11 protein-coding genes and 1 pseudogene are annotated in these 12762 nt (G+C 68.2%); 7 read left to right on the forward strand and 5 right to left on the reverse strand.

All coding sequences use genetic code 11. From position 1 onward, the window contains the following. The 4 genes from AB4Z09_RS05410 to AB4Z09_RS05425 all read left to right on the forward strand — a co-directional run bounded on the left by AB4Z09_RS05410 (nucleotide 1) and on the right by AB4Z09_RS05425 (nucleotide 4826). On the forward strand, nucleotides 1-666 hold the full coding sequence (locus tag AB4Z09_RS05410; RefSeq protein WP_441346819.1) for an urea amidolyase associated protein UAAP2: 666 nt from the start codon (nucleotides 1-3) through the stop codon (nucleotides 664-666). Then, complete coding sequence (locus tag AB4Z09_RS05415) at nucleotides 663-2645, forward strand: 5-oxoprolinase/urea amidolyase family protein (protein WP_442239315.1); 1983 nt, start codon at nucleotides 663-665, stop codon at nucleotides 2643-2645. Before AB4Z09_RS05410 ends, AB4Z09_RS05415 begins: the two co-directional genes overlap by 4 nt. A 124-nt stretch (nucleotides 2646-2769) precedes the next feature. Next, complete coding sequence (locus tag AB4Z09_RS05420) at nucleotides 2770-4254, forward strand: MFS transporter (protein WP_254622911.1); 1485 nt, start codon at nucleotides 2770-2772, stop codon at nucleotides 4252-4254. Nucleotides 4255-4268: 14 nt separating this feature from the next. Then, the gene (locus AB4Z09_RS05425) at nucleotides 4269-4826 is read left to right on the forward strand and encodes a TetR/AcrR family transcriptional regulator (protein WP_442239316.1); all 558 of its coding nucleotides are present in this window, start codon (nucleotides 4269-4271) and stop codon (nucleotides 4824-4826) included. 11 nt (nucleotides 4827-4837) lie between these two features. Here AB4Z09_RS05425 and AB4Z09_RS05430 read toward each other — a convergent pair whose 3' ends face one another. Continuing rightward, nucleotides 4838-5434: an AAA family ATPase gene (locus AB4Z09_RS05430; protein WP_442239317.1), complete on the reverse strand. Its 597-nt coding sequence runs from the start codon at nucleotides 5432-5434 to the stop codon at nucleotides 4838-4840. A gap of 134 nt (nucleotides 5435-5568) precedes the next feature. Beyond that, on the reverse strand, nucleotides 5569-5892 hold the full coding sequence (locus AB4Z09_RS05435; RefSeq protein WP_114722647.1) for a hypothetical protein: 324 nt from the start codon (nucleotides 5890-5892) through the stop codon (nucleotides 5569-5571). A gap of 269 nt (nucleotides 5893-6161) precedes the next feature. Between AB4Z09_RS05435 and AB4Z09_RS05440 the strand changes: the two genes are divergently transcribed. Both AB4Z09_RS05440 and AB4Z09_RS05445 read left to right on the forward strand, forming a co-directional pair. Beyond that, nucleotides 6162-7208: an alpha/beta hydrolase gene (locus tag AB4Z09_RS05440; RefSeq protein WP_174909896.1), complete on the forward strand. Its 1047-nt coding sequence runs from the start codon at nucleotides 6162-6164 to the stop codon at nucleotides 7206-7208. A 664-nt stretch (nucleotides 7209-7872) separates the two neighbouring features. Beyond that, nucleotides 7873-8280: pseudogene (locus tag AB4Z09_RS05445) on the forward strand (M23 family metallopeptidase); the annotation flags it as partial. A 115-nt stretch (nucleotides 8281-8395) separates the two neighbouring features. On the opposite strand, the gene AB4Z09_RS05450 reads toward AB4Z09_RS05445, so the two are convergent. Next, nucleotides 8396-8761: a RidA family protein gene (locus AB4Z09_RS05450; protein WP_174909900.1), complete on the reverse strand. Its 366-nt coding sequence runs from the start codon at nucleotides 8759-8761 to the stop codon at nucleotides 8396-8398. Nucleotides 8762-8880: 119 nt separating this feature from the next. Here AB4Z09_RS05450 and AB4Z09_RS05455 point away from each other — a divergent pair, with 119 nt between their 5' ends. Further along, the gene (locus AB4Z09_RS05455) at nucleotides 8881-9906 is read left to right on the forward strand and encodes an Rv2578c family radical SAM protein (RefSeq protein WP_114722650.1); all 1026 of its coding nucleotides are present in this window, start codon (nucleotides 8881-8883) and stop codon (nucleotides 9904-9906) included. A 9-nt stretch (nucleotides 9907-9915) separates the two neighbouring features. Here the strand turns inward: AB4Z09_RS05455 and AB4Z09_RS05460 are convergent, their stop codons facing one another. Both AB4Z09_RS05460 and AB4Z09_RS05465 read right to left on the reverse strand, forming a co-directional pair. After that, nucleotides 9916-11067, reverse strand: a complete 1152-nt coding sequence (locus tag AB4Z09_RS05460; RefSeq protein WP_442239318.1) for an acetyl-CoA C-acetyltransferase — start codon at nucleotides 11065-11067, stop codon at nucleotides 9916-9918. A gap of 119 nt (nucleotides 11068-11186) precedes the next feature. Then, on the reverse strand, nucleotides 11187-12725 hold the full coding sequence (locus AB4Z09_RS05465) for an AMP-binding protein (protein ID WP_442239319.1): 1539 nt from the start codon (nucleotides 12723-12725) through the stop codon (nucleotides 11187-11189). Between the last annotated feature and the right edge of the window lie 37 nt (nucleotides 12726-12762).

The raw sequence follows: 12762 nt of genomic DNA on the forward strand, positions 1-12762 counted from the left end.
ATGCTGCCCGCCGCCCACACCCTGGCCCTCGTATCCGGCGAGGTGGTCCTCGACGAGACGGTCGCGGCCCGCGGCCCGTGGTCGGCCGTGATCGCGGCCGGCGACGTGCTCACGATCGTCGACCTGCACGGCAACCAGGCCGTCGACACCCTCGTCTACGCCGCCGACGAGCACTCCCGCAGGTACTCGGCCGCGGCGACCGTCGTCGCGCAGCGCAACCTGTTCCTCACCACGGGCAGCGTGCTGCGGGCCGGCGACGGCGGCGCGCTCATGACGATCGTGGCCGACGAGGTGGGCAATCACGACACCGTCGGCGGCGCGTGCTCGCAGGAGTCGAACACCCTGCGATACGGCCACCACACCCGCCATCAGCACGCGTGCGTCGAGAACTTCCTGAGCGAGGGCGCGCGCTGGGGACTCGGCAAGCGGGACCTGGTCTCGAACATCAACTTCTTCATGAACGTGCCGGTGGATCCGGACGGCGCGCTCGGCATCGTCGACGGGCTGTCCGCGCCGGGCAAGCGGCTCGCACTGCGAGCCGACGTCGACGCGCTGGTGCTGGTCTCGAACTGCCCGCAGATCAACAACCCCTGCAACGGGTTCGATCCCACCGCGGTCCGGATGATCGTCACCCGACCCTCCGGATTCGCGGAGGTGCGGTCGTGACCGCGAAGTGCACAGTGCTCCGTCCGGGTATGGGCACCACCGTCCAGGACTACCCGGGCCGCACCGGCTACTGGCAGATCGGGGTGCCGCCGTCGGGTCCGATGGACGACCTGTCGTTCCGTCTCGGCAACGTCGCCCTCGGAAACCCGGAGGGGGTCGCGGGATTCGAGGCGGTCATGGCGGGCCCCGCGCTGCGTTTCGACGAGCCCACTCAGGTGTGCGTGACCGGTGCGCCCACCCGGGTGACCGTCGACGGAGTGATGGTCCCGCAGTGGCGCCCCGTCGCGGTGCCGGCCGGGGGAGTGCTGGACGTCGGTGCCGTCTCCGGGCCGGGACTGCGCATCTACGTGCTCGTCGCGGGCGGGCTCGACGTCCCCGAGTTCCTCGGCAGCGCGGCGACGTTCACACTGGGCCGGTTCGGTGGACACGAGGGCCGCACGCTGCGCGAGGGCGACACCCTGGCGCTGGGCGAGACACCCGAGGCGCGGCCGAATCCCGTTCCCGCCGAAGCGGTGCCGGCGCTGTCTCGGCACTGGGAGATCGCCGTGACGGAGGGGCCGCACGGGGCGCCCGAGTTCTTCACCCGCGCCGACATCGAGACCCTGTACCGGACCGACTACGAGGTGCACTTCAACTCCGACCGCACCGGCGTGCGACTGATCGGCCCACAGCCCGACTGGGCCCGGCCGGACGGCGGGGAGGCCGGACTGCACCCGTCGAACATCCACGACAACGCGTACTCGGTCGGCGCGCTGGACTTCACCGGGGACACCCCGATTCTGCTCGGCCCGGACGGACCCAGCCTGGGCGGCTTCGTCTGCCCGGTCACGGTCGTCGCCGCGGACCGGTGGAAGCTGGGGCAGCTCGCACCGGGCAACACGGTGCGGTTCGCGCCGGTGCGGGCCGAGCATGCGGCGTCGCGGCGTGAGCTGGGCCTGGGCCGCCGGGCATCGCTACCGGCGGTGCTCTCGGCCGGCGGCGACGGCGACGACGGTGTGATCGCCCGCCGCGACGGCGACACCGCGGTCACGTACCGGCGCTCCGGCGACGACAACGTCCTCGTCGAGTATGGCGACATGACCCTCGACCTGGCGCTGCGGTCCCGCGTGCACGCGCTGCACCAGCACCTCGCCGCGGATTCGACCGCCGGACTGCTGGACCTGACGCCCGGCATCCGGTCGCTCCAGGTCCGTGTCGACCCCGACGTCCTGCCGGTGTCGACGCTGCTCGGCCTGCTCTCCGCGGCCGAGGACGCGATCCCGGCCGCGAACGAGCTGGTGGTGCCGAGTCGGACGGTGCGGATGCCGCTGTCGTGGGACGACCCGGCCACCCGGGAGGCGATCGCGCGGTACATGCACGGCGTCCGGTCCGACGCGCCGTGGTGCCCGTGGAACATCGAGTTCATCCGCCGGATGAACGGGCTCGAGTCGGTGAACGACGTTTTCGACACCGTCTTCGGCGCGGACTACATGGTCCTGGGCCTCGGCGACGTCTACCTCGGCGCCCCGGTCGCGACGCCACTGGATCCGCGGCACCGGTTGGTGACCACCAAGTACAACCCGGCGCGCACCTGGACCCCGGAGAACGCGGTGGGCATCGGCGGCGCCTACCTGTGCATCTACGGCATGGAGGGCCCGGGGGGCTACCAGTTCGTCGGCCGCACCACCCAGGTGTGGAACCACCGGCATCCGCAACGGTCGGGTCCGTTCGAGGACGGGACGCCGTGGCTGCTCCGGTTCTTCGACCGGATCTCCTGGTATCCGGTCGAACCCGAGGAGTTGCTGGACCTGCGGGCCGATCTCGCGGCGGGACGCGGCGGCGGCATCGAGATCGGCGACGGCAGTTTCTCGCTGGTCGAACACGAGGCGTTCCTCGACACCAACTCCGACTCGATCGAGGCATTCCGGGCACGGCAAGCGGTGGCGTTCGGCGACGAGCGGCGACGGTGGGCGGAAGCCGGCGAGTTCGCGCGCGGATGAACCGCCCAGTTGACGTCCCTGGGAGTGGGAGGCGATTTGCCGCGGGGTGGTGAATGGGTGTTCACTCGGGGGTGAACGCCCATTCACCGCCTTTACTGTGCCACTGCAGCTCGGAGATGATCCATTGTCAGCACGACCCGCGACCGCGCCGCTCTCGCAGCCCCCGTCCCCGACCCGCCGTTCCAGCGCGCTCATCACCGCGGTCCTGTGCATGTGCGGAACGATCGTGTCGCTGCAGCAGACCCTCGTCGTCCCGCTGCTACCGGATCTCCGAGACATCCTCGGAGTGAGCGCCGACGACGCGTTCTGGCTGGTCACGATCACTCTGCTCACCGCGGCCGTGGCCACCCCGATCGTCTCGCGCCTGGCGGACATGGTCGGCAAGCGCCGCATGATGCTGGTCGCGATGGGGATGATGGTCTGCGGTTCGCTGGTCGCCGCGCTCGGTGGCACGTTCGTCGCGGTGCTGATCGGACGCGGTCTGCAGGGCTTCGCGTCGTCCCTGATCGCGGTGGGCATCGGGATCATGCGCGACGAACTGCCCCGTGAGAAGGTCCCGGCCGCGACCGCGCTGATGAGCGCGACGCTGGGCCTGGGCAGCGCACTAGGACTCCCGCTGGCGGGCGTCATCTACGCGAACCTCGGGTGGCATGCGATCTTCTGGATCTCCGCCGCGGCCGGGGCGCTGCTGTTCGTGGCCGTGGTGCTGGTGGTTCCCGAATCGAAGGTGCGGACGCCGGGACGGTTCGACTTCCCGGGCGCACTCATCCTGTCGGTCGCGCTGGCATCGCTCCTGCTGGGCATTTCCAAGGGCGGGTCGTGGGGCTGGGGCAGCAGCCGAACGATCGGCTGCTTCGTGCTCGCCGTGGTGGTGCTCGCGATCTGGATGCCGTACCAGTTGCGGGTGAAGGATCCGATGGTCAACCTGCGGACCTCGGCGCGGCGCCCGGTCCTGCTCACCAACCTGGCATCGATGATCGTCGGGTTCGCGATGTTCGCGAACATGCTCTCGACCACCCAGCAGTTGCAGATGCCGGAGGGTACCGGCTACGGCTTCGGGCTCAGCGTGTTCACCGCCGGACTGTGCATGGTGCCGGCAGGTCTGGCGATGGTGGTCTTCTCGCCGCTGTCCGCGAAGATCACCACGCGATTCGGCGCCCGGATCACGCTCATCACCGGCGCGCTGATCCTCGCCGTCGCGTACGTGGTCCGGGTCCTGTTCAACGGTTCGATCGAGCTGATCATCCTGGGCTCGATGATGGTCAACATCGGTACGGCGATCACGTACTCGGCGATGCCGATCCTCATCATGCAGGCCGTGCCGATCTCGGAGACCGCCGCCTCCAACGGCCTGAACTCGCTGCTCCGCTCGATCGGAACCTCGACCTCGAGTGCGGTGGTCACCGCCCTCCTGACCGCGATGACGCTCGACGTCGCCGGGGTCCAACTGCCCACGCTCGCCGCCTTCCAGACGGTGTTCGCCGTCGCCTGTGGCATGGCGATCCTCGCAGCCGTCGTCGCGTGGTTCATCCCGCGGACGGCACGGAAGGTGCCGGTGTCCACGGTTGTGGAGGCCTCCGCCGAGGCGCGGGTGGAGACAGCGTCGTGACTAGGGTTGGCCACGTGAGCGGAAAGTCCACGCGAGAGAACATCATCGACGCGGCGCGTGCCCTGTTCGCCGACCGCGGCTACACGGCCACCACGATCAAGGACGTCGCCGAACGTGCCGGGTGCTCGCCCGCGATGGTGATGAAGCTGTTGGGGAGCAAGGCCGAGCTGTACTCGGCTGCAGCGCCGTCGCTGCCGTCTGCCGCGGATGATCCGCACGTGTGCGAGGACGAGTCGGTGGGTCTTCGGCTGGTGCGCAACATCGTCGAACGGCGCGACGCCGACGCGTCCGAGCCGTGGGTGATGATGCCGTTGCTCATCCACGAGGCGCCCGATCGCGACGCCGCCCAGGCCGAGGCGCGGGAACGCTACATCGGCGCCATCTCGTCGAAGATCGGCGACACCTCCGAGGATCGACTGCCCACCCAGATGGTGGTCTCGGTGCTCCTCGGGCTCGCGACGGGACTGCGCACGGTCGGCCTGCTGCCGGTGGACGCACTCGACAGCGACGAGCTCGTCCGACGCTACGGCGCGGTGGTCCAGTCGATCATCGACGGGATCGACCGGCCGTAGGCCGCGATCGGTCACCTCGCTCGTGGCGTCCGACGACATTCTTCTGCGAATCCAGCAACTAAACTCGTAAACAGTCGGAAACGACCATCACCGACTGCCTCTGTCACCCGCCGGACACTGCGCTCTTCCGCTTCTTCCGACGTGTCGAGGACGTGGCCACCGAGCTCGCCGAGGTCGGAGAATTGATCCCACATCGTGAGGATCGGTCCCTCGTCGATCAAGGCGTTCGGAGCGGTCCGGGCTTGGGCTCGCTTCAGCGTGATGTCGCGCTGCGGTCGGAGCACGACGTAGTGGACCGCCAGGTCCGGGTGCTGCGCTGCGTGGGTTCGGAAGTGCCCGAGCATCCAGGGCCCCACGATTCCGTCGATCACCGTGGCGAAGCCGCCGAGCGCATAGGTGTAGGCGGCACCTGCGATCACATCCATCACCGTCTGGTTCTGTGCATCCGACGCGGGGTCGTACGGAGGTATGGCACCCGTAACGATGTAGTGCCAGAAATCGTCCGTGTGCAGATGAACGCCCTTGCTGTAACTGCGGGCAACCTTCGCGGCGAGTGTCGACTTGCCGGCTCCGGGTGGGCCGGTCAGGATGATCACTCGTCCGTTCACGGACGTCAAGCTACCCCGGTCCTGCTGTATTGAGCATCCGAGATTTCCCGTTCTGGTCGGTGTCGGGAAGGCAGGGGAAGGCAGGGGAAGCGTTGAGCTGCGAGGTCTCTGGATCAACCAGGCCACGGCGATCGTCAGAACGTTGCGGGATTCCAGACGAAGAACGGCAGCGGCACGACGATCTGCGCGCGGTTGATGCGGTGTTTGTTGCCCCAGGGGTCGATCTGATAGATCTCGGTGACGCCGTGCCATGACGCGCAGTGCATGTCGGCAGTGCCGAAGGGGCTGAGTACGACATTCTTGGTGGGGGTGTCCGGCTCCCACGGGAGTCGGAACTGATTGCTGCAGGGCTGATACTGCCCGAAGCTGCCGAAATCCTGAGCCGCTGCTGCCGGAGCGAGAACGCTACTCAGTCCGATTGCGAGTACCCCAGCGGCGACAAACCCTGAAGACTTCATCCGACCCCCACAACAGTCGTAGTTGGTGTGTTTCTCGATTCGGGGAGCGGCGGCGTTACACGCCCCTGGTCCTTCCCGGATCACATGGTGAAACCGCGGGTGAATCTCGAGCCGACATCTCCGATCCGGACACTCGGGGCCTTTCCATCGGTATGGTCCACCACCGATGCCGTGTCCAGGGGGAGCGGCCCGGCATCCGGATCGATCGCCGTCCGTGCGTACGTCCAGCGGCACGCGGCGTCTGCAGGTTCTCAGGGGAGGAAATTCGCATGGGGAGTTCGACACTCGGGTGCGCCCGCGTCCTGGCCGCCGCGGTGGCCGTGTCCGCTTCACTGCTCGCGGTGCCGGCGACGGCGTCCGCCGGTGGTGACGCTTCCGGTACGAGAGCCGCCGCCGCGTCGGACGTTTCGGCTCCCTACCTGGTGAGCACCACGAAGAACTCCGACCGCAAGGTCACCATCTCGGTGTACTCGGCTGCGATGGACCGCAAGATCCCGCTCGAGGTCATCCTTCCCGCGGACACCAGCCAGCCGCGCCCGACGCTCTACCTCCTCAACGGCGCAGGCGGCGGCGAGGACTCGGCCACCTGGCAGCGCAAGACCGATGTCATGAACTTCTTCCGGGACAAGAACGTCAACGTCGTCACCCCGCTCGAGGGTGCGTTCAGCTACTACACCGACTGGGTGAAGGACGACCCGACGCTCGGTCGCCAGAAGTGGCAGACCTTCATGACGCAGGAACTCCCGCCGGTCATCGACGAGGCCTTCGACACCAACCGGGTGCAGTCCATCGCCGCAATCTCCATGACGGCGACCTCGGTACTCAACTACGCGATCGCCAAGCCCGGCTTCTACAAGAGCGTCGGCTCCTACAGCGGCTGCGCCGAGACCAGCACCTGGGCAGGCAAGAACGCCATCCAGATCGTGTCCGGCGTGCGCGGCGGTGTCGACGTCACCAACATGTGGGGTCCCCTCGACGGGCCCGGCTGGGTGGACAACGATCCTGTCGTCAACGCCGAGAAGCTCCGGGGCACCGAGCTCTACATCACCACCGGTTCCGGGCTGCCCGGCCCGCACGAGACGTTGAACGGGCCCGGTATCAACGGGCAGGTGGGGACGCTCGCGAACCAGGTCATCGTCGGCGGGGTGCTCGAGGCGGCCACCAACTACTGCACTCACAATCTGGCGAACCGTCTCGCCCAGTTGAACATCCCGGCGACGTTCGACTTCAAGCCGGGCGGCACCCATTCGTGGGGCTACTGGCAGGACGACCTGCACAACAACTGGCCGACGATCGCTCGGTCGATGGGAATCTAGCCCGCCGATTGCACCGCAGTGCGCCGCGTCCGGATCCGCGAACGGTCGCGTCCGGCTTCCGTTTTCGGCGCGATTCGGGGTCGGCGCCGCGTGCCGGCCGGGCGCACGCGCTCGAGCAGCGCGAATACGGTAGCCGAATTCGCGTGTGCGTGTCGGATGCCGGAGGAACTGAAACGAATCGGTCGCCGGATCGCTCAGTCATTGCTACCGTCACCGCACACAAGGAAACCGACAGGACTGGTGCGCGGGGTTGCGCCATCCCCAACGAAAGGCGGACCCGCGCAGATGATGTCGATGCCGCGTCTCCGTACGGCTCGACGACTGATTCCCGGGGACGTCGGATCCTGTTCCACCCGTGATCGAACGGGCTCATTTTCTTGTGGTTCCACCGATCCGATTCGGATCTGATTCGACCTTCGAGAAGGGTGCACGCATGGGAAGCGCGAAGTTGCGGTTGGGATTCCGGCGGTTGGTTGCAGGTGCGTTAGCAGGTGCAGGGCTGACGACGGCCCTCGTTATCGGTTCCGCATCGACCGCATCGGCGCAACCCGCGCTTCCACCCTTACCGGGATCGGCTGACGTGGCGCGGTTTCTGAACGATGCAGCCTCCACGTTGAACAACGTTGCAGGAGCGCTCCAGAGCTTCGACCTCGGCTCCAGTTCGGGACTGCCCTTCGGCAGCCTGGGTGGTCTCGGCGGCGTCGTCAAGCCGGCGTCCGGTCCGATCACCACCCGTTTCGGCGGCGGGCACCTGGGCATCGACATCGCTGCCAACATGGGGGCGCCGATCTACGCGGTGGCCGACGGCACCGTCATCAACGCCGGTCCGGCGTCGGGCTTCGGTCTGTGGGTCCGGGTCCGGCACAACGACGGCACCATCACCACGTACGGCCACAACGACGCCAACCTCGTCTCGGTCGGTCAGCGCGTGTCCGCGGGCCAGCGCATCGCCAACGTCGGCAACCGTGGAAACTCCACCGGCCCGCACCTGCACTTCGAGGTCGACCTGCCCGGCGGAATCAAGACCGACCCCATCGCCTGGCTGGCGATGCGCGGCGTCCTCATGTTCTGACGCATGTTCTGACGCGACCGGGACATGACCGGGACATGACCGGGTCGTCGGACGGTTCGGGCCGCACCGCCGAGGAGACCTCGACGGTGCGGCCCGAGACGGCTTCGCCGTGCGCTCAGTCGGTGACGACGGCGTCGGCCTCGATCTCGATCAGCAGGTCGGAATCGATGAGCGCGCTCACCTCGAGAATCGTGGTGGCGGGGCGGATCTCGCCGAAGACCTCACCGTGGGCGAGGGCGGCGTCCTCCCACTTCGACATGTCGCGCAGGTACATGCGGGTGCGGATGACGTCGTTCAGCGACGCGCCGGCCTCGGTCAACGACGCCGCGATGGTCGCGAGGGCACCGCGCGTCTGCTCCTCGAGCGTCGCGCCGGGGGAGGTGGTGCCGGACACCGCGATCTGGTTCCCGATCCGCACTGCGCGGGAGTAGCCGATCTTGGGCTCCCATTCGGAGCCGGAGGAGATGTTCTTTCTGGTCATGGTCGGAGATTCTGGCAGTCCAATGTTTCGGGCATGTGGCCTGACCTCCGTCCGGATGTCTCGAACATTTCTTCGAAGAATTGGTTGACATGGTTTAGTACACATGTTCGACTGGGTTCATGAGGTGGCAGGGCCAGACGCTCGACGCGGACGACGGCGCACTTCCAGGTCTCGAGCGTGCAGGCCTGGTGCGGAGTATTCAGACGCCGGAGTTCGAGGGAATCACCTTTCACGAGGTGCTCTGCAAGAGCGCGCTCAACAAGGTGCCGGAGGGTGCGTCGCTGCCGTTCGACTTCACCGTCAACGCCTTTCGTGGATGCAGTCACGCGTGCCGCTACTGCTTCGCCCGTCCGACCCATGAGTATCTGGACCTCGATTCGGGGCACGACTTCGACTCGCAGGTCGTGGTGAAGATGAACATCGCCGCCGTGCTCCGGCGAGAGCTGTCGCGTCGATCGTGGAAGCGGGAGCACGTCGCGCTCGGCACCAACACCGACCCGTACCAGCGCGCTGAGGGGCGCTACCGGTTGATGCCGGGCATCATCGGCGCGCTCACCGAATCGCGCACGCCCTTCTCGATTCTGACCAAGGGCACGCTGCTGCGCCGGGATCTGCCGCTGCTGCGGCAGGCGGCCGAGCGCGTGTCGGTCGGCGTGGGGGTGTCGCTCGCGATCCACGACCCGGAGTTGCAGAAGGCCGTCGAGCCGGGGACACCGTCGCCGCGGGCGCGGCTCGACCTCATCCGCGCGGTCACCGATGCCGGGCTGCCGTGCAACGTCATGGTGGCCCCGGTAATCCCGTATCTGACCGACTCGACGGCGCACCTGGACGGGCTGCTGTCGGCCATCGCCGAGGCCGGCGCGGCCGGCGTGACGATCTTCCCGATGCATCTACGGGGCAGCACCCGTGGCTGGTTCCTGAACTGGCTCGCGTCCGAGCATCCCGCCCTCGTCCGGCGGTATCGGCAGCTCTACGGACGCGGTGCCTACGTCACCCCCGAGTACAAGGCATGGCTCCGGGCGCGGGTGGAACCGATGGTCGAGAAGTACGGTCTCGGCGGGCGTTCCGAGCATCGTGCCGTGCCCGCGCCGGACCGCCGCGAGTTGGTGGGGGCCGGCGCGGCGCCCGCACTGACCCTCTTCTGAGTGCTGCGGTCAGCCCAGTCGCTCGACGATCAACACGTTTGCGGTGCCGCCGCCCTCGCACATGGTCTGCAGGCCGTACCGTCCGCCGCGGCGTTCGAGTTCGCTCAGGAGCGTGGTGAACAGCTTGGTTCCGGTGGCCCCGAGGGGATGACCGAGCGCAATTCCACCGCCGTTGACATTGACGCGCTCCGGATCCGCTCCGGTCTCGGACACCCACGACAACACCACCGATGCGAACGCCTCGTTGATCTCGATCACGTCGAAGTCGTCGATGCGCATCCCGGTCCTGCGCAGCGCGTACTCCGTGGCCGGAATCGGCGCGCTGAGCATGAAGACCGGGTCGGCGCCGCGGGCGCTGACGTGATGGATCCGGGCGCGGGGGACGAGGTTGTGCGCCTCGACGGCCGCCTCGGACGCGACCAGTACGGCGCTGGCGCCGTCCGAGATCTGGCTCGCCAGCGCGGCGGTGAGCCGTCCGCCCTCGCGCAGCGTCGGAAGTGCCGCCATGGCTTCGAGGCTCGTGTCACGGGGGCATTCGTCGACCGCGAACGTGCCGACCGGGACGATCTCGGTGTCGAACCGTCCCGCGCTGATCGCGTCGTTCGCCCGCGCGTGACTGCGCAGGGCCCAGTGCTCCATCTGCTCGCGGCTGATATCCCACTTCTCGGCGATCAGTTCCGCGCCCCGGAACTGGGAGATCTCCTCCGCGCCGTAGCGGCGCTCCCATCCGATCGAGCCCGAATGCGGATCCTCGAAGCCGAACTGCAGTCCGACGGTCATTGCCGAGGAGATCGGGATCCGGCTCATGTTCTGCACGCCGCCCGCCACGACCAGATCGGCTGTGCCGCTCATGATTGCCTGCGCCGCGAAATGCAGCGCCTGCTGGCTGGAGCCGCACTGGCGGTCGACGGTGACTCCCGGGACCGTCTCGGGCAGGCCGGCAGCCAACGCGGAGGTGCGCGCGATGTTGCCTGCCTGGCCGCCGATCGCGTCGACGCAGCCGAAGATCACGTCGTCGACGGCCGTCGGATCGATGCCGGTCCGGTCCACGATCGACCGGATCACGCTCGCGCCCAGGTCGATCGGATGGACGCAGGACAGGCCGCCGTTCCGGCGGCCCACCGCGGTGCGAACCGCATCGACTACGTATGCCTCGGCCATGGCCCGACCTCCTCGGTCGCCGTCGTCGCGAGCGGTGTCGGATCGACGGTTTAATTGGTTAGATGATTAATCTATACCAACCGACGGGGTAGATGTCCACGGTTGCCGGGGCGGGGCCGTCACCGGGAGTTCGCGGACGTCCAGTACGGCGCCCGCAGGAGGCGCTTGGTGAGTTTGCCCATGTTGCTGCGTCCCAGCGACTCTCGGAACTCGATCGTCCGGGGAATCTTGTAGCCCGCCAGCCGGTTTCGGCAGTGGGCGAGGAGCGCATCAGGGTCGGGCCGGTGGTCGACGTCCCGCGGCACGACCAGTGCCCACACCGACTCGCCCATGTCGGTGTCCGGAACCCCGATGACCGCGACGTCCGCGACCTCCGGATGCGCCATGAGGACCTGCTCGATCTCGGCCGGGTAGACGTTGACGCCGCCGGAGATGATCATGTCGGTCTCGCGATCGGTGACGAAGATGAAGCCCTCGTCGTCGACGTACCCGACGTCGCCCAGGGTGAACAGTCCCGGTCGGATCAGGGCCTCGGCCGTCTTGTCGGCCGAGTTGAGATAGGCCACTGATCGCCCGTCCCGTTCCTCGAACGCGAGCCGTCCCTCGGCTCCGGCGGGCAGTTCGCGGCCGTCGTCGTCCACGGCCACCGCCCGCACGAACGGTGGTCGCACCCGCCCGACGCTGCCCGGCCGCACCAGCCAGTCGGCGCTGGAGATCCCGCACAGCGGCCCGGATTCGCTGCCACCGTACGAGTCGAACAGCACCGGCCCGAACCAGTCGATCATGGCGCGCTTCACGTCCTGCGGGCACGGTGCGCCGGTGTGGGTGACGAGCCGCAGCGAGCTCACGTCGTACCGGGCGCGGACTGCGGCGGGCAACGACAGGAGACGGTGGAAATGCGTGGGCACCATCAGCGTTGTCGCGATGCGATGCCGCTGGACCGTCGCGAGCACGGTTTCGGCGTCGAACTTTTCGAGGACCGTGACCGGCCTGCCGGACGCGACCAGTCGGACACCGGCGAGGGGGCCGGTGTGGTGCAGCGGGCCGACGACGAGATGTCCGGGCCACTGCGCCAGCGGCAGCGTGCCCATCGAGCGGACGTAGTCGTCGACGGTCGCACCCGGATCGGGGCTCCCGGCCAGGCTGTTGACGCCCTTGGGCCGTCCGGTGGTGCCCGACGTGTAACTCAGGAACGGCATCGCCGGGACCTCGGTCGGGGGAGCGGCATCCGACGCCGCTGCGAGCCACTCGTCCCAGTCGACGACGGCCTCGCCGGGCACCCGCCAGCCCACGACCAGCGGTAACCCCGCCGCGCGGGCCGCCGCCGCACCGATCGCGGCCGTCTCGGGACCGACGAACAGGGCGTCGGCCTTCGAGTCCTCGAGGATGTAGGTCAACTCCCGGGCCGTCAGGTGATAGCTCGCCGGCACCGGTGAGCTGCCCGCGTAGATGATGCCGACGTGGGCCAGGATGGTCTCGGCCGAGTTGCGGGCGAACACCGCAACCCGGCGATCGGGGCCGACGACCACCTCGCGGAGCGCGTTCGCGACCCGGTTCACGACCGATTCGACGTCCGCCCACGACAACTCGGCGCGGCCGTCGCGCAACGCGACCTCGTCGGGTGCGCTGAGCGCGCGTTCGCGGTGCACGGTCGCCACGGCGGCCTCCTTCGAACGATCTACTGCGAGTGTCGAA

Source organism: Rhodococcus sp. TAF43 (genome assembly GCF_052113525.1).
Lineage (GTDB): Bacteria > Actinomycetota > Actinomycetes > Mycobacteriales > Mycobacteriaceae > Prescottella.

What these genes read in the sequence shown, in the direction of transcription:
- AB4Z09_RS05435 (WP_114722647.1), bottom strand. Translation starts at nt 5,892, where the DNA reads ATGAAGTCTTCAGGGTTTGTCGCCGCTGGGGTACTCGCAATCGGACTG.
- AB4Z09_RS05440 (WP_174909896.1), top strand. Translation starts at nt 6,162, where the DNA reads ATGGGGAGTTCGACACTCGGGTGCGCCCGCGTCCTGGCCGCCGCGGTG.
- AB4Z09_RS05410 (WP_441346819.1), top strand. Translation starts at nt 1, where the DNA reads ATGCTGCCCGCCGCCCACACCCTGGCCCTCGTATCCGGCGAGGTGGTC.
- AB4Z09_RS05450 (WP_174909900.1), bottom strand. Translation starts at nt 8,761, where the DNA reads ATGACCAGAAAGAACATCTCCTCCGGCTCCGAATGGGAGCCCAAGATC.
- AB4Z09_RS05455 (WP_114722650.1), top strand. Translation starts at nt 8,881, where the DNA reads ATGAGGTGGCAGGGCCAGACGCTCGACGCGGACGACGGCGCACTTCCA.
- AB4Z09_RS05460 (WP_442239318.1), bottom strand. Translation starts at nt 11,067, where the DNA reads ATGGCCGAGGCATACGTAGTCGATGCGGTTCGCACCGCGGTGGGCCGC.